The following is a 16944-nucleotide window of genomic DNA, read 5'->3' as shown; positions in this document are numbered from 1 at the left end:
CCCGGCTGCACATCAGTCGTGCGGCGCGCGCACGGTCTTGCGCGCGCCGCGACGACCGCGACCGGAACCGGTCAGGCGCCGTGGCCGAGGGGGACGCGCTCCGACGGGATCGGCGGCGGCGGGGGAGTGCCGTCGCCGAACGGGCGGCCGCCGAGCTCCTCGCGGCGCGAGGGGACGAGCCAGCCGGAGAGGTCCGGGCCCTTGGGGACGACGCCGGTCGGATTGATGTCCCGCTGCACCTCGTAGTAGTGCGACTTGATGTGGGTGAAGTCGATCGTGTCGCCGAACCCCGGAGTGGCGAACAGATCCCGGGCGTAGCCCCAGAGCGCGGGCATCGCCGACAGCAGGTTCCGGTTGGCCTTGAAGTGGCTGTAGTAGACGGCGTCGAAGCGGGCGAGCGTCGTGAAGAGCCGCACGTCCGCCTCGGTGATGGTGTCGCCGACCAGGTAGCGGCGGGTGCTCAGCCGCTCCTCCAGCCAGTCCAGCCGCGCCCAGAGGCGGTCGTAGGCCCGGTCGTAGGAGCGCTGCGAGCCGGCGAAGCCGCACTTGTAGACGCCGTTGTTCACGTCGTGGAAAACCAGCTCGGCGATCTCGTCGATCTCCTCGCGGTGCTCCTCGGGGTAGAGGTCGGGGGCGCCGTCGCGGTGGAACGCGGTCCACTCGGTGGAGAAGTCGAGCGTCATCACCGGGTAGTCGTTGGTGACGACCTGGCCGCTCGGGATGTCCACGAGGGCCGGGACGGTGATCCCGCGCGGGTAGTCGGGGAAGCGGGCGAAGAACGCGTCCTGGAGGCGGGGGATGCCCAGCACCGGGTCGACCCCGCCCGGATCGAGGTCGAAGGTCCAGCTGCGCTTGTCGTGGGTGGGCCCGCAGATGCCCATCGAGAGGGCGTCCTCGAGCCCGAGCAGGCGCCGCACGATCACGGCGCGGTTCGCCCACGGGCAGGCGCGGGAGACGACGAGGCGGTAGCGCCCGGCCTCCACCGGGTACCCGTCGCGGCCGTCGGCGGTGATCCGCGTCGGGATGTAGTTCGTGTCGCGGTGGAAGCCGTTCTTCTCGACGTAGGAGCCGAAGTCGTCGCTCGTCATACCCGCACGGTAGGCGGTCCGCCTGGACGTCCGGCTCCGAGTCCGGCGGCGCGACCGCCTGCTGGCGGGCGGCCGCGATGCCGGGTAAGATCGGCAGCTGAACTTCGGCGAGGGATGCACGTGCATCCGTGATCGACGCGGTGGAAGCAGGCGAGGCCCCCACGGGGCGCCACGGACTTCTCCTCACGCTGACATGCGTTCGAGTCGACAAACCGTCCGTGGCCGCAGGCCACGACCCGATCCGGTGGCGTGCGCGCCGCCCAAGGAGAACATCATGGCTGAACTGACCAACAAGGTCGTCGTCGAGGTCCGCACCTCGTTCGGCAAGGGCGCCGCCCGCAAGATCCGCGCGCAGGACAAGATCCCCGCGGTCCTCTACGGCCACGGCACCGAGCCCCAGCACCTCACCCTCCCGGGCCACCAGGTGCTCCTGCTCACCCGCAAGGCGAACGCGATCCTCGAGCTCGACATCGAGGGCGCCGCGCAGACCACCCTGGTGAAGGACATCCAGCGCGACCCGGTGCGCCAGATCATCGAGCACATCGACCTCGTCGTCATCAACAAGGGCGAGAAGGTCGAGGTGGACATCCCCGTGCACGTCGAGGGCGACGCCGCTCCCGGCACCCTCGTCTCGATCGAGTCGAACACCCTCTCGCTCGAGGTCGACGCCACGCGCATCCCGCAGAACATCGTCGTCTCCGTCGAGGGCCTCGAGGCCGGCACGCAGATCACCGCCGCCGACGTCACGCTCCCCGAGGGCGCCACGCTGGTCACCGACGCCGAGGTGCTCATCGTCAACGTCACCGCCGAGGTCGAGCAGGACCTGGGCGAGGACGACGAGACCCCGGCCTCGGGCGACGTCGTCGCCGAGACCGCGGAGTAGTCCGCACCACCCCGGGAACGGGCCCGCTCGCAGCCGCGGCGGGCCCGTTCCGCGTCCGGCGGGGGAGTCCCTCCGCCGCCCCCGAGGAAGAGGAACGACATGGGTGACACCTGGCTGGTCGTCGGACTGGGCAACCCGGGCGCGCAGTACGCGCGCAACCGGCACAACGTCGGTCAGATGGTGCTCGACGAGCTCGCGACGCGGATCGGCGGCTCGTTCCGCCGGCACAACCGCGCCAACGCCGTGGTCGCCGAGGGCTTCCTCCGCCCGGGCGGGCCGAAGCTCGTGCTGGGCAAGCCCAACAGCTTCATGAACCTCTCCGGCGGGCCGACGGCGCAGCTGCTCGACTTCTACTCGGTCGCCCCGGCGCACCTGATCGTCGTGCACGACGAGCTCGACATCCCCTTCGACACCCTGCGCCTCAAGCAGGGCGGCGGTCACGGAGGGCACAACGGCATCCGCGACATCCTCGCGGCGACCGGAGGAGCCGAGTTCCTGCGCGTGCGTGTCGGCATCGGCCGCCCGCCGGGCCGCCAGCAGGCCGCCGACTTCGTGCTGAAGGACTTCGCCGGCCCGGAGCGCGAGGCGCTCCCGATCCTGGTCTCGGACGCCGCCGACGCCGTCGAGCTCATCGCCGACTCCGGCCTCTCCGCCGCCCAGCTGAAGTTCCACACCAGCGCCTGACCCGCCCTCCGCCGAGGGGACCCCGGACGGCGAGGGAGATCGCAGCCCCGGGCTCCCTCGACGGTTTGGGGCTCCCTCGGCGGTCGGTCCGCGGGGCGGCCGTAAACTGGACCCGTGCCCCTCAACGAGATCATCTCGGCGCTGTCGCGCGCCTCCACGTTCGACGATGCTCTCGCGTACGCGGTGCGGGACGCCGACTTCTCGGTGGCCGACGGCCTCCGGGTCCCCCTGCTCGCGGGCCTGATCGAGAGGCGCGCGGAGGCGGGACGCCCGCAGGCGGCGCTGGTGGTCACGGCCACGGGCCGCGACTCCGAGAACGTGCGCGCCTCCCTCGGCTGCATGCTGCCGGACGCGGACGTCGTCGAGTTCCCCGCGTGGGAGACGCTGCCGCACGAGCGCCTCAGCCCGAGCGCCGAGATCGTGGGGCGGCGCCTGGACGCGCTGCGGCGGATGAAGCAGTGGTCCGGCGAGCGGCCCCTCGTGGTGGTCGCCTCCGTGCGCGCGGCGCTGCAGCCGGTCGCCGACAACCTCGCCGACATCGAGCCGATCCGACTCGTGAAGGGCGCCCGCGGCTACGACCTCGGCCGCATCTCCTCCGAGCTGGTCGACCTGGCCTACGCTCGGGTCGACATGGTCACGCGCCGCGGCGAGTTCGCCGTGCGCGGCGGCATCCTCGACGTCTTCCCCGCGGTGGCCGAGCATCCGAGCCGAGTGGACTTCTTCGGCGACGAGGTCGACTCCATCCGCGGCTTCTCCGTGGCCGATCAGCGCTCGCTCCCGGGCGAGGCCGACTCGGTGGTCCTCCCGCCGAGCCGCGAGCTGCTGCTGGTGCCAGCGGTGAGGCAGCGGGCCCGCGAGATGCTTCACGAGTTCCCGAGCCTGTCGGCGATGCTCGCGAAGATCGCCGAGGGCATCCCGGTCGAGGGGATGGAGTCGCTCGCCCCCGCGCTGCTGGAGCGGCTGGTCCCGATCTCGCACTACCTCCCCGAGGGGGCGGCCGTCGCGGTCCTCGCCCCCGAGCGCGTGGCGACGCGGGCGATCAGCCTCGCCGAGACGAACCGCGAGTTCCTGCAGGCGGCCTGGAGCGCGGCGACCGCCGGCGCCGAGGCTCCCATCGACCTCGCCTCGGGCGAGTTCATCTCGCTCGGCGCGCTCCGCGACTCCGTGAAGCTCAGCGCCCCGGGCGCCGACGCTCCCGACCACCCGTGGTGGACGATGAGCACGTTCCGCCAGGGCCCCGCCGCGGGCGAGGCCGAGGTGCTGCCGGAGGAGCTCGGGATCGACGAGATCCTCGCCGTCCGCGTCGAGGGCGAGCCGGTCCCCGGCTTCGGAGCGAGCGTCGAGGGCGCCCTCGCCCACGTCCGCGCGCGCCTGGCCGACGGCTGGACCGTGGTCCTCACCGCGCCCGGCACCGGCACGGTCGAGCGCACCGACCAGGTCCTCGCCGAGCACGAGGTCGCCGCCCGCATCGTCGCCGACCTCCCCGCCGGGCTCGAGACGGGCCTGGCCTACGTGGTGCAGGCCTCCGTCGACCACGGCTTCGAGGTGGAGGAGGCGAAGCTCGCCCTGCTCACCGACACGGAGTTCTACGGCCGCACCGTCGGCTACGACTCCCGAGCGGTGAAGAAGCTCGCCTCGCGCCGCAAGAACGTCGTCGACCCGCTGCAGCTCACGCCCGGCGACTTCGTGGTGCACGCCACGCACGGCATCGGCCGGTTCGTGGAGCTCTCGCAGCGCGAGGTCTCCAGCGGGGGCCGCAACGCGATCAAGACCCGCCGCGAGTACCTGGTGCTCGAGTACGCCCCCAGCAAGCGCGGCTTCCCCGGCGACAAGCTGCTCGTCCCCACGGACCAGCTCGACCTGCTCTCCCGCTACGTCGGCGGCGAGGCTCCGGCGCTGAGCAAGATGGGCGGGAGCGACTGGGCGCAGGCCAAGAGCAAGGCCCGCCGCGCGGTCCGCGACATCGCGGTCGAGCTCGTGAAGCTCTACTCCGCCCGGATGGCCTCCCGCGGGCACGCGTTCCCGCCGGACACCCCCTGGCAGCGCGAGCTGGAGGAGGCGTTCCCGTTCGCCGAGACCCCCGACCAGCTCACCGTCATCGACGAGGTCAAGGCCGACATGGAGCGGCCGATCCCGATGGACCGCCTGCTCTCGGGCGACGTCGGCTTCGGCAAGACCGAGGTCGCCGTGCGCGCCGCGTTCAAGGCGATCCAGGACGGGAAGCAGGTCGCGATGCTCGTGCCGACCACGCTGCTCGTCCGCCAGCACCTCGAGACGTTCCAGGAGCGCTTCGCCGGCTTCCCCGTCCACCTGCGGGCGCTCAGCCGGTTCCAGAGCGCGAAGGAGTCGAAGGAGACGATCGAGGGCCTGGCCGACGGCACCGTCGACATGGTCATCGCGACCCACCGGCTCCTCAGCGACAACATCGTCTTCAAGGACCTCGGCCTGCTCGTGATCGACGAGGAGCAGCGTTTCGGCGTCGAGCACAAGGACAAGCTCAAGGCGCTGAAGAAGAACGTCGACATCCTCTCGATGAGCGCCACGCCCATCCCGCGGACGCTCGAGATGGCGGTGACCGGCATCCGCGAGATGTCGACCCTCGCGACCCCGCCGGAGGAGCGCCACCCGATCCTCACCTTCGTCGGCCCCTACTCCGAGAAGCAGGTGTCGGCCGCGATCCGCCGGGAGCTCCTGCGCGAGGGCCAGGTGTTCTTCGTGCACAACCGCGTCTCGACGATCAACCGCGTCGCCTCGCAGCTCGCCGAGCTGGTGCCCGAGGCGCGGATCGCGGTCGCGCACGGCAAGCTCAGCGAGTCGCAGCTCGAGCGGATCATCGTCGACTTCTGGGAGCGCAAGTTCGACGTCCTGGTGTCGACGACGATCGTCGAGACCGGCCTCGACATCCCGAACGCGAACACGCTGATCGTCGACCGCGCCGACAAGTACGGTCTCTCGCAGCTGCACCAGCTGCGCGGGCGGGTCGGCCGCGGCCGCGAGCGCGCCTACGCCTACCTCCTCTACGACGAGACGAAGCCGCTGAGCGAGACCGCGCACGACCGGCTGCAGACGCTGGCCGCCAACTCGGACCTCGGCGGCGGCATGCAGATCGCGCTGAAGGACCTCGAGATCCGCGGTGCGGGCAACCTCCTCGGCGGCGAGCAGTCCGGGCACATCCAGGGCGTGGGCTTCGACCTCTACCTGCGGATGATCGGCGAGGCCGTCGACACCTTCCGCGGCGAGGTCGCCGAGGGGCAGACCGAGCTGCGGCTCGAGCTGCCCGTCGACGCGCGCATCCCGGAGGAGTACGTCGACAGCGAGCGGCTGCGCCTGGAGGCGTACCAGAAGCTGTCGGCCGCGTCGTCGCCGACGGCGAAGGAGGGGAGCATCGACCTCGTGGTCGAGGAGCTGACCGACCGCTACGGTGAGCTGCCCGAGGCGGTCGAGAACCTCATCCTGGTGTCGAGGCTGAGGATGCGCGCGCAGAAGGCGGGCCTCAGCGACGTGGTCGCGATGGGCTCGAACGTCCGCGTGGCTCCCGCTCACCTGCCCGACTCGATCCAGGTGCGCCTGCGCCGGATGTACCCGACCGCGAAGTACCTGCAGCAGGCAGACGCGGTCGTCGTGCCGATGCCCGTGCTCGACGGCGTCCCGCTCGGCGACCGGGCGCTGATCCAGTGGGTGGCGTCGCTCCTGGACGCGCTGTTCCCGGAACCGGTCACCGTCTGAGGTCCTCGGGGCGGCGCTCCCCGGTGGCGCGCCGCCCCGCTCCGGCGGCCGTCGCCGCTGCGGCAGGGCGCGCTGGCAGGATGGAGGGCATGCCGCTCCTCGCCGCCCGCCGTCCTCGAGAGCCGGAGCCGCTCGCCGGCCCGCTGGTCGCCGTCCGCGGGGTCGCGGTCCGCGCCTCGGGGGTCGAGCTGCTCGCCCCGTGCTCGCTCGAGGCGGAGGCGGGGGAGCGCGTCGCGGTGACGGGCCGCAACGGCACCGGCAAGACCACGCTCCTGCGGGTGATCGCCGGCCTCACCGCTCCGAGCGAGGGAGTCGTGGCGGTGGCCGGGCGCGCTCCGGAGGAGCGCTCCGCCGCCCACCGCCGCGCCGTCGCCGCCCTGATCGGCACCCCTCCCTTCGAGCGGGACCTGACCCTCGAGGAGCACCTCGCGATGGTGGCCGTCTCGTGGGGCGCGCCGGTCTCCGTCGCCCGCCGCGAGGCCGCGGCAGGTCTCGACGCGCTCGCGCTCGCTCCGCTCGCCCGCCGCTTCCCGCACGAGCTCTCCTCCGGGCAGACGCAGCTGTTCTCCCTCGCGCTCGTGCTGGCCCGGCCCTCGGCGGTGCTGCTGCTCGACGAGCCGGAGCAGCGGCTCGACGTCGAGCGGGTGCCGCTGGTGGCGGAAGTCCTGCGGCGCGCAGCCGCGTCCCGGGCACTCGTCGTCGCGACCCACAGCCCTGTGCTGATCCAGGGTCTGGGCGCGCGGGTCGTCGAGCTGGAGCGGGCGTGACGCGCGCGGAGAGGGCTCGCGTCGCCGAGGTGCGGGCTCTGCACCGGCACCGCGCCGCGGCTCCGCCGAGTCCGCGCACCTACGCGGGCTACCTCGCCGCGATGACCGTCCTCGTCGTCGTCCTCCCCGTCGCCCGGGCCCTCGCGCTCCTCGCTGCCGAGGCGGGAGCCGTGCCGGAGCCGCTGATCGCCCTCGCCGCGGGTCTCGCCCTGCCCGCCGCCGTGCTCCTGGGCCGGGTGCGCGGACCCGCGGTGGGCGAGCCGCACACCACGGCCGTGCTGCTCGCGACCGATCTGCGCCGCTGGTCGGTGCTCCGCCGACCCGTGGTCCGGGCGTCGGCCGGTCTCGTGGCGTGCTGCTCCGCCGTCGCGTCGCTCCTCGCCCTCGCCGCCTCCGCGCCGCTCCTCGCGGCCGTCGCCGGCGGCGCCGCGTTCGCCGGCCTCCTCGCCGTCGCCTGGCTCGCCGGTCAGTGCCTCCCCTCGCGCCTCCCCGCGCTCGCGGCGGGCCTCCTCGCCTCCCTCGCGGTCCTCGGGGCACTCCTGCCCGGTGCGCCCACGCCGGGCGGCCTCCTCGCCTCAGCCGTGAGCGGAGCGGAGGAGGTGCGCGCCGCGACCGTGCTGCTCGCGTCGGCCGCGGTCCTCCTGGCCGCGGCGCCCCGGCTGCTCGACGCCGCGCGCGGGCCTCGCCTCCTCGCCCAGGCCCAGCAGTGGTCGGCGACCACCCGGCTCGGAGCGACGGGCGACCTCGCCGAGTCGCTCGACGGGTACCGCGCCCTCCCGGCGATCGGGCGGGGGCTCCGAGCGGTCCGCCTCTCCCCGTTCGCCCTCGCGGTGCCGGTGCGCGACGCGATCGGCGCGCTGCGCACTCCCGGCCGCTCAGCGGTCGCGGTCGTCGCCCTGGCCGTTGCCGGCGCCGCCGCCGTGCTCGCCGCGGTCGTGCCGTCCTCCCTCCTCGCACTCCCGGCCGCCGCGGCGGGCGTGCTCGCCTACCTCGGCGCCGGCGTCTGGAGCGACGGCTTCCGCCACGCCGCCGCGACAGCGGGGCAGCCGGCGCTCCTCGCCCCCGGTCCGTTCGAGCTGCTCCTCCTGCACGCCGTGTTCCCTCTGGTGCTCGCGGTCGGAGTCGCGGTGCTCGGCGCCCTCGCCGCCTCGCTGCTGCTCCCGAGCGCGGCGGTGCCGGTGGCCGCCGCGACCGCCGTCGCCGCCGTCGCCGCGCGGGCGATGGACGCGACCCGGGGTCCGCTGCCGCCGCAGCTGCTCAGCCCGGTGCCGCTCCCGATCGGGGACGGCGCGGGAGTCGCGGTGGTCCTCTGGAACCTGGCGGGTGCACTGGTCAGCGCCTCGATCGCGGTGTCCGTCGCGGCGTCATCCGGCCTCCTCGCCGCGGTGCCGCTCGTCGCCGGCGGCTGCCTCCTCGTCGCGCGGCGGCGTCTCGCGCGGGCCTGAGGCTCCCGGGCGCCCGCGCCGCCCGGATGTCCGCGGAGGCGGCCGGACCGGATGCGAGGATGGTGGGGTGACCGCGCATCCCCGGCTCGACGAGCTCATCCGCACCGTCCACGTCCTCCGCGCCCCGGGCGGCTGCCCGTGGGACGCCGAGCAGACCCACGAGTCGCTCGTGCGCTACCTGATCGAGGAGTCGCACGAGCTCGTCGACGCCATCGAGGCGGGGGACCGGGCCGACCTGATCGAGGAGCTCGGCGACGTCCTCTACCAGGTGCTCTTCCACGCCGACCTGGCGGCCGAGAGCGCCGAGCCCTTCACCATCGAGGACGTCGCGGCGCACATGAACGCCAAGATGATCGGCCGCCACCCGCACGTCTTCGGCGACGCCACGGCCGAGACGGCCGACGACGTCATCGCGGTGTGGGACGAGCTCAAGCGCACCGAGAAGCCGCACCGCACCAGCGTGCTCGACGGGATCCCGCAGGGCATGCCCGCCCTCGCGCTCGCCGACAAGGTGATCGGCAAGGCGACCTCGCTGGGCGTCGTGGACGCCGGCCAGGGCCCTCTGCCCATCGAGTCGGAGGAGGACCTCGGCCCGCTCCTGCTGGCCATCGTCGCCTCCGCGCGCGCCCAGGGGCTCGACGCCGAGCGTGCGCTCCGCACGGCGACGCGCGACCTGCAGGACGAGATCCGCGCGGTGGAGCAGGAGCGGCGCGCGGACTGAGGCGTCCGCCGGCCCGCCCCGGCCGATCTGGGAGAATCGCCGTCATGGCCTCCCCGATCACCCCGCCCCGCGGCATGCGCGACTTCCTCCCCGCCGACAAGGCGAAGCGCGAGCACGCGCTCGGCGTCATCCGCCGCGTGTACGCCTCCCACGGGTTCGACGAGATCGAGACACCGGTGGTCGAGGACTTCGACCGCCTCCACTCCGGGCTCGGCGGCGACAACGAGAAGCTCGCCTTCAGCGTCCTGCGCCGCGGGCTCACCCGCGACGACCTGGCGGCGGTCGACGACGCGTCCGCCCTCGCCGACCTCGGCCTGCGCTTCGACCTCACGGTGCCTCTCGCCCGCTTCTACGCCTCGCACCGCGCCGAGCTGCCGGCCGTCTTCCGCTCGGTGCAGATCGCGCCGGTGTGGCGCGCCGAGCGCCCGCAGAAGGGGCGGTACCGCCAGTTCGTGCAGTGCGACATCGACATCATCGGCGAGCCCGGGCAGCTGGCCGAGGTCGAGCTCATCACGGCGACCGCGGCGGCGCTCGACGCGCTGGGCCTCGAGGACTGCACCATCCGGATCAACGACCGCCGCATCCTCACCGGAATCCTCGAGCACTGCGGCTTCGCCCCCGAGCGCTTCGGCCCGGCGCTGATCTCGATCGACAAGCTCGACAAGATCGGCGACACCGGGGTCGTCGCCGAGCTCGAGGCCGACGGGCCGGACGCGGCCGCGGTCCTCGGGGGCTACCTCGCGCGGATCGAGGAGGCGGTCGCCGCCGGGGGAGTGGCGCTCGAGCAGTCCGCGATCCTCGACGTGCTGCCCGAGGGCATCGACCCGGAGGCGGTGCTCGCGCTCGAGACCCTGGCCCGGTCGCTGCGCTCGCTGCCCGCCGGCGTCTCGCTCCGCTTCGACCCGACTCTCGTGCGGGGCATGGGCTACTACACCGGCACGATCTTCGAGATCGCGCACCCGTCCTCGGGCTCCTCGGTCGGCGGAGGCGGGCGGTACGACGGGATGATCGGCCGCTTCCTCGGTCAGGACGTGCCGGCCTGCGGCTTCTCGATCGGCTTCGAGCGGATCGTCGAGCTGATCGGCGGTGCCGTCGTCGAGCGTCCCGACGCCGTCGTCCTCGTCCACGAGCGCGACGCGGCGCCCGAGCTGCTGCTCGCGCTCAAGCAGGAGCTGATCGCCCGGGGCTCGCGCGTGCGCCTCGAGCGCCGGGCGAAGAACCTCACCCCGCTGCTGGACCGCGCGGCCGCCGCGGGCTTCACCCGCTTCGCGCTCGTCCCGCGGGACGCCGCCTCCGCCGCCGACCTCTCCTTCAAGGACCTCGGCTGAGCTGCACCGGCTGTTCCGGATGAGCGTCGCCGGCTGCCGGCGCTGGGCCATGTCCGCGGGAGGGGCCGGGTGCTGACGGGGCCGTCCCATCGGGCCTGAACAGGGTCTCAGATGATCCGTCAGAGGATCATGTCGATCTGGTCGGATCCTTGTCGGATCCGTGAGAGCCTTAATACCCGCGAAATCTGCGGACACACCCGAGAAATCTCCCCCGGATAGCGTCGAGGCACCCGATCGGCGCGGCTTGGCGCGCCTGCACGGGCACCCCGTCGCGACCCCGCGCACCGCACCGCAGCAGCCCTGACGATCCCCACCCGAGGAGTCCCCTTGCCCCTGTCGCCCCTTCGCTCCCTCCCGGCCTTCGACCGCCGCAGCCTCCTCCGCCTGGCGGGTGTCGCCGGCCTCGCGATCGGCGGCGCCTCCGTCCTCGCCTCCTGCGCCTCCGACTCCTCCGGCGCGTCCGCCGCGGACGGCGGCAACCTCGGCACCCTCAAGGTCCAGCTCTCCTGGATCAAGAACGAGGAGTTCGCGGGCGAGTTCTTCGCCGACTCGAAGGGCTACTTCACCGAGGCCGGCCTGGCGGGAGTGACGCTCACCCCCGGCCCCTCGACGGGCGTGGCCGAGCTCCTCTCGGGCAGCGCGGACGTCGCGCTCAGCGACGCCGTCTCGATCGGCACCGCGATCGCCCAGCAGGAGGCCCCGCTCAAGATCATCGGCGCGACCTACCAGAAGAACCCCTTCACGGTCCTCTCGATCAAGACCGCCGGGAACATCGCCACTCCGGCCGACCTCGCCGGGAAGAAGATCGGCGTCCAGGCCTCGAACACCTCCCTGTTCCAGGCGCTGCTCGCCGCGAACGGCCTGTCCGAGTCCGACCTCACGGTCGTCCCCGTCGAGTACGACCCCTCCGTCCTCGTCAACGGCACCGTCGACGGCTTCATCGCCTACCTGACGAACGAGGCCATCACGGTCGCGGCCGAGGGCTACGAGGTCGTCAACCTGCCCTTCGCCGACAACGGCCTCCCCTTCGTCGCCGAGACCTTCTCGGTGTCGGAGCAGGCGATCGCCGAGAAGCGCGACGCTCTGAAGGCGTTCCTCGTCGCCGAGATCAAGGGCTGGACCGACGCGGTCAACGACCCGGAGGCGGGCGCGATGCTCGCCGTCGAGAACTACGGCAAGGACCTCGGCCTCAACGAGGAGTCCTCCAAGAAGGGCGCCACCATCCAGGCCGAGGAACTGGTCGTCTCGGACGAGACGGTCTCGAACGGCCTCTTCACCATCTCCGAGACGCTGCAGTCCGAGACCATCGCGTCCCTCGCGGGCGCCGGGATCGACGTCACGGCCGAGGACCTCTTCGATCTGACCCTCCTCGACGAGGTCTACGAGGAGAACCCCGAGCTGATGAAGTACGCGGCCTGATCCTGATCCACGAAGGGCACCACTCGTGAGCGACACGACCGACGCCGGCACCCTGCGCGACCAGGGTGCCGGCGGCACCGGCATCCAGATCCACGGCCTGTCGAAGACGTTCCGGATGGGCTCGCGCAGCGTCGCGGCGCTGCAGGACACCGATCTCCACACCGACCAGGGCAGCTTCCTCGCCCTGCTCGGCCCGTCGGGGTGCGGCAAGTCGACCATCCTGCGCATCCTCGCGGGACTGGAGGAGCCGACGTCCGGCTCCATCCGGGTCGACGGCCGCACTCCCCAGGAGCTGCGCCGCGACAACAAGCTCGGCATCGCCTTCCAGGACCACGCGCTCCTGCCGTGGCGCAGCGTCATGGCGAACATCCGTTTGCCGTTCGAGATCGCGGGCAAGAGCGTCGACCAGTCCTACATCGACGAGCTGATCGACCTCGTCGGCCTCCGCGGCTTCGAGAAGGCCAAGCCGGCCCAGCTCTCGGGCGGCATGCGCCAGCGTGTGTCGATCGCGCGGTGCCTGATCCTCAAGCCCGAGGTCCTGCTGCTCGACGAGCCGTTCGGCGCCCTCGACGACATGACGCGGCAGAAGCTCAACCTCGAGCTGCTGCGGATCTGGACGGAGAAGCCCGCCACGACGCTCCTCGTCACGCACGGCATCTCGGAGGCGATCTTCCTCTCGGACCGCGTCGCGGTGATGAGCCCGCGCCCGGGACGGGTGAAGGAGATCATCGACATCGACCTGCCCCGCCCGCGCACCCCCGAGATGCAGCGCACCCCCGAGTTCCACGCCTACGTCGACCAGGCCTCCGAGCTGCTGTTCGGCGACGGCGGCGCGGCCGCGGACGACCGCGTCTAGGAGGCATCGTGGCCACCACGCTCCCCGCGGCCCCGCGCCGCGCCCTGTCCCTGCCTCCGTGGCTCACCGGGCTGATCGGCGTCGCCGCGATCATCGCCGTCTGGTGGATCGTGGCGCTCGTCACCGCGCCCACCGGCGCCGCGACCTACGCGCCCGTCCCCACTCCCGTGCAGGTCGTGCAGACCGCGATGGAGGACGGCGCCGGCTTCTACTGGCGCAACTTCTCCGTCACGATCGGCGAGGCGGCCGTCGGCTACTTCTGGGGCAACCTCCTTGCGCTCGTGCTCTCGGCGCTCGTGCTGGTCCTGCCCTGGCTGGAGGGGGTCGTCTCGCAGCTCGCGGTCATCACCTACTGCGTGCCGATCGTCGCCATCGGAGCGATCGTGCTGCTGATCCTCGGCGGTGCGGACGCTCCCGGGAAGGCGAGCGCGACGGCGATCTTCCTGGCCGGCCTCTCGGTGTTCTTCACCACGGTCGTCGGCAGCCTGCTCGGGCTGAAGGCGGCCGACAAGGCGGCGCTCGACGTCGTCACGGTCTACGGGGGCTCGCGGTTCACCCAGCTGCGCAAGGTCCGTCTGATCGCGGCGCTGCCCAACATCCTGTCGGCGCTGCAGATCGCGGTGCCCGCGGCCTTCCTCGGCGCGATCCTCGGCGAGTACTTCGGCAAGATCGAGACGGGCGTGGGCCCGATCCTGGTCGCGGCGCAGGTCTCGCTGAACTCGCCCCGCGTCTGGGCGCTCTTCCTCCTCTGCGCGGGCGTCGCGCTCCTCGGCTACGGCATCGTCGGACTGATCGGGCGCCTCATCGCGCCCTGGTCCTCCGGAAAGCGGGCATGACCATGACGACCACCGTCCCCGACCGCACGGAGCAGTCCACGGCCACGTCGATCCTCGCGGTCGACGAGCTGCGGCGTCAGCTGCGCACGGCCGCCCTCGGCGCGACTCTCAAGAGCCTGCGCAAGAGCCTGCTCGTCGCCCTGTCCACGATCGTGATCGTGCTGGCGATCTGGATCGGCGTGGTCCTCTTCAGCGGGGTCTCGCCCTACGTGGTCAAGGGCCCGTGGGACGTCTGGCAGCACCTGGTGACCGATGCGAAGGCCGCGGAGCACCGCGCCGAGCTGGGCGGCCTCTTCGCCGTGACCATGGGCGACGCACTGATCGGCTTCGCGGCCGGCCTGGTCGTGGCGATCCTCGGCGCGATCCTGTTCCGCCTGTCGAAGGGCATCGAGCACGCGCTGATGCCGTTCGCGATGCTGCTGCGCTCGGTGCCGCTGATCGCGATGGCGCCGCTGATCATCCTCGTCTTCGGGACCGGCTCGATCGCCTCGGTCGCGGTGATCGGCGGGATCGTCGTCCTGTTCCCCGCGCTGGTGACGATCGCCTTCGGCCTCAACAACGCCTCCCCGCAGATGCTCGACGTGGTCGCGGTCTACGGCGGCAGCACCCTCACCGCGATCCGCAAGGTCGCCATCCCCGGCTCGCTGCCCTCGCTCTTCGCCGCGATCCGCATCTCGGTGCCCGGAGCGATCACGGGCGCGCTGCTCGCCGAGTGGCTCTCCACCGGTGCGGGCATCGGCGGGGCGATCAACGCCTGGTCCGCCCAGGCCCGGTTCGCGGACGTCTGGTCGGCGGTCGTGCTCGTGACCGGCGTCTCGCTCGTGCTCTACATGCTCGTGCAGGTGCTCGAGACCTTCGTCCTCTCCCGGATGTCCCTCTCCCTCACCTGACCCCGTCGCTTCCCCCTTCCGCGGGACGCCACTCGAGTGCGGCTCGCCCGGTGGGTCGCATACCCGGGTGGCGTCTCGCGGGAAGGGGGAGGGCAGGGGGAGCGGAGCGACGGGGCCCGGTCAAACGGTGACGATCGCGTCGACGCGGTGGCCGGCCAGCACCTCGCGGCCGCCGAGCCCGTCGAGCTCCATGACCACCGCGATCCCCTCGAGGCTCCACCCGGCGCGCTCGATCAGGCGGCGGCTCGCGTCGAGCGTGCCCCCGGTCGCCAGCACGTCGTCGACCAGCAGCAGGCGCGCGCCGTGGGGCGCCGCGTCCTCGTGCACCTCCAGCATCGTCTCTCCGTACTCGAGGGTCGCCTGCTCGCGCAGCACGGCCCGCGGCAGCTTGCCGGGCTTGCGGATGGTCACGACGCCGAGACCGGCCGAGTAGGCGGCCGCCGCGGCGAGCAGGAAGCCGCGCGCCTCCACGCCCGCGATCGCGTCGATCCGTCCGCGGTAGGGCTCGATCAGCGCGTCGGCCACCGCCCGCAGGGCCTCGCTGTCGCCGAAGACCGGCGTGAGGTCGCGGAACAGGATGCCCGGGCTCGGGAAGTCCGGGACGACGGCGGTGAGACGGTCGACGTGGTCGGCGGCGGTCGTGGTCACGGGGAACCTCCGGGTCGGCGGGTGCGCCCGGGCCGTCCGGCGATCGGGCCCTGGGAGTCTACGACCGGCCGCGGTCTCCTGCGCTTCGGAGGCGGTCAGTAGACTCCTTCCCGACCGCTCCCGTCTCCGGGAGCCCACCCGTCAAGAGGAGATAGTTGTGGCCCTTATCGAGGCAGTCGTCGCCCGAGAAATTCTGGACTCCCGTGGCAACCCCACGGTCGAGGTCGAGGTCCTGCTCGAGGACGGCGCGTCCTCGCGAGCGGCCGTCCCGTCCGGCGCCTCCACCGGCGCGTTCGAGGCGTACGAGCTCCGCGACGGCGACTCCGACCGCTACCTCGGCAAGGGCGTGCAGAAGGCCGTCGACGCCGTCATCGACGAGATCGGCCCGGCCATCGAGGGCTTCGACGCCACCGACCAGCGCCTCGTCGACGCCGAGCTGATCGAGCTCGACGGCACCGAGAACAAGTCCCGCCTGGGCGCGAACGCGATCCTCGGCGTCAGCCTCGCCGTGGCCAAGGCCGCCGCGCAGTCGTCGGACCTCGACCTGTTCCGCTACGTCGGCGGCCCGAACGCGCACACCCTGCCCGTGCCGCTGATGAACATCATCAACGGAGGCGCGCACGCCGACACCGGCGTCGACATCCAGGAGTTCATGGCCGTCCCGCTGGGCGCCGAGTCCTTCTCCGAGGGCCTGCGCTGGGGCGTCGAGATCTACCACGCGCTCAAGGCGCAGCTGAAGAAGGCCGGCTTCGCCACCGGCCTCGGCGACGAGGGCGGCTTCGCCCCCGACCTGCCCACCAACCGCGAGGCGCTCGACTTCATCCTCAAGGCCGTCGAGGCCGCCGGCTTCACCCCCGGCAAGGACATCGGGCTCGCGCTCGACGTCGCCTCCTCGGAGTTCTACGAGGACGGCGCCTACACGTTCGAGGGCAAGAAGCTCTCGGCCGAGGAGCTCTCCTCCTACTACGCCGACCTCGTCGCCAACTACCCGCTGGTCTCGATCGAGGACCCGCTGGACGAGGACGACTGGGCCGGCTGGACCCACCTCACCGCGGCCATCGGCGACAAGGTGCAGCTCGTCGGAGACGACCTGTACGTCACCAACCCGGTGCGCCTCGCCCGCGGCATCGCCGAGAAGGCCGGCAACTCGATCCTGGTCAAGGTGAACCAGATCGGCACGCTCACCGAGACGCTCGACGCCGTGGCCCTCGCCCAGCGCAACGGCATGACCGCGATCCTCTCGCACCGCTCCGGCGAGACCGAGGACACCACCATCGCCGACCTCGCGGTCGCGGTGGACGGCGGCCAGATCAAGACCGGCGCCCCGGCCCGCTCGGACCGCGTCGCGAAGTACAACCAGCTGCTGCGCATCGAGGAGATCCTGGGAGGTGCGGCGACCTACGCGGGTCGCTCCGCCTTCCCGCGCTTCTCCGCGTAGTCTCGGCACGCCGGACCGGCCCCGGAGCCCAGCACCTCGGTGCGGGCGCCGGGGCCGCTCCACTTCCCCCGCCGCGATCGAGGAGGCACCCGCCCATGGCCCGTCCGCCCCGCCGCCCCTCCGCCTGATCCGCGTCGTCCGGGTGCGCCCGCGGATGCGCGGAGTGCTCGCGTTCGCGACGATCGCGCTGATGGCGGTCTCGGTCGGCACCACCG

General features: G+C 72.6%; 14 protein-coding genes. 12 read left to right on the top strand and 2 right to left on the bottom strand.

Annotation, left to right across the window (positions count from 1 at the left end; genetic code table 11):
- Positions 1-71: 71 nt before the first annotated feature.
- On the bottom strand, positions 72-1088 hold the full coding sequence (locus tag C5C71_RS11640) for a glutathione S-transferase family protein (protein WP_104226929.1): 1017 nt from the start codon (positions 1086-1088) through the stop codon (positions 72-74).
- Positions 1089-1362: 274 nt separating this feature from the next.
- On the opposite strand from C5C71_RS11640, the gene C5C71_RS11635 reads away from it, so the two are divergent.
- The 11 genes from C5C71_RS11635 (at position 1363) to C5C71_RS11585 (ending at position 14643) form a co-directional block, all read left to right on the top strand.
- Positions 1363-1971 carry a 50S ribosomal protein L25/general stress protein Ctc gene (locus tag C5C71_RS11635; protein WP_104238997.1) on the top strand — a complete coding sequence of 203 codons (609 nt, stop codon included), beginning with the start codon at positions 1363-1365 and terminating at the stop codon, positions 1969-1971.
- 99 nt (positions 1972-2070) lie between these two features.
- Complete coding sequence (gene pth / locus C5C71_RS11630) at positions 2071-2655, top strand: aminoacyl-tRNA hydrolase (protein ID WP_104337734.1); 585 nt, start codon at positions 2071-2073, stop codon at positions 2653-2655.
- A 114-nt stretch (positions 2656-2769) separates the two neighbouring features.
- A complete protein-coding gene (gene mfd / locus C5C71_RS11625) occupies positions 2770-6381 on the top strand; it encodes a transcription-repair coupling factor (protein ID WP_104262852.1) in 3612 nt (1203 codons plus the stop codon).
- An 89-nt stretch (positions 6382-6470) separates the two neighbouring features.
- Positions 6471-7148, top strand: a complete 678-nt coding sequence (locus tag C5C71_RS11620; RefSeq protein WP_104337733.1) for an ATP-binding cassette domain-containing protein — start codon at positions 6471-6473, stop codon at positions 7146-7148.
- Positions 7145-8593, top strand: coding sequence for a hypothetical protein (locus tag C5C71_RS11615; protein ID WP_104337732.1), 1449 nt, complete (start codon positions 7145-7147; stop codon positions 8591-8593). Before C5C71_RS11620 ends, C5C71_RS11615 begins: the two co-directional genes overlap by 4 nt.
- A 67-nt stretch (positions 8594-8660) precedes the next feature.
- Positions 8661-9314 carry a MazG family protein gene (locus C5C71_RS11610; protein ID WP_104222356.1) on the top strand — a complete coding sequence of 218 codons (654 nt, stop codon included), beginning with the start codon at positions 8661-8663 and terminating at the stop codon, positions 9312-9314.
- A gap of 44 nt (positions 9315-9358) precedes the next feature.
- Positions 9359-10642, top strand: coding sequence for a histidine--tRNA ligase (gene hisS, locus C5C71_RS11605; protein WP_104337731.1), 1284 nt, complete (start codon positions 9359-9361; stop codon positions 10640-10642).
- Positions 10643-10969: 327 nt separating this feature from the next.
- Entirely contained in the window at positions 10970-12061 is a 1092-nt protein-coding gene (locus C5C71_RS11600) for an ABC transporter substrate-binding protein (RefSeq protein ID WP_258068716.1), read from the top strand.
- Between the two features lie 115 nt (positions 12062-12176).
- Positions 12177-12917 carry an ABC transporter ATP-binding protein gene (locus tag C5C71_RS11595; protein WP_104222373.1) on the top strand — a complete coding sequence of 247 codons (741 nt, stop codon included), beginning with the start codon at positions 12177-12179 and terminating at the stop codon, positions 12915-12917.
- Positions 12918-12925: 8 nt separating this feature from the next.
- Positions 12926-13753, top strand: coding sequence for an ABC transporter permease (locus C5C71_RS11590; protein WP_258062147.1), 828 nt, complete (start codon positions 12926-12928; stop codon positions 13751-13753).
- Entirely contained in the window at positions 13750-14643 is an 894-nt protein-coding gene (locus C5C71_RS11585) for an ABC transporter permease (RefSeq protein WP_104222359.1), read from the top strand. The genes C5C71_RS11590 and C5C71_RS11585 overlap by 4 nt, the downstream gene beginning before the upstream one ends.
- 120 nt (positions 14644-14763) lie before the next feature.
- Here the strand turns inward: C5C71_RS11585 and C5C71_RS11580 are convergent, their stop codons facing one another.
- Positions 14764-15291, bottom strand: a complete 528-nt coding sequence (locus C5C71_RS11580; protein WP_104337730.1) for an adenine phosphoribosyltransferase — start codon at positions 15289-15291, stop codon at positions 14764-14766.
- Positions 15292-15448: 157 nt separating this feature from the next.
- On the opposite strand from C5C71_RS11580, the gene eno reads away from it, so the two are divergent.
- Positions 15449-16729: a phosphopyruvate hydratase gene (eno, locus tag C5C71_RS11575; RefSeq protein ID WP_104222361.1), complete on the top strand. Its 1281-nt coding sequence runs from the start codon at positions 15449-15451 to the stop codon at positions 16727-16729.
- The last annotated feature ends 215 nt before the right edge of the window (positions 16730-16944 follow it).

The organism is Rathayibacter sp. AY1C1 (assembly GCF_002932105.1).
Taxonomy (GTDB): Bacteria; Actinomycetota; Actinomycetes; order Actinomycetales; family Microbacteriaceae; genus Rathayibacter.
This window is presented reverse-complemented; position numbering and strand designations above follow the sequence as displayed.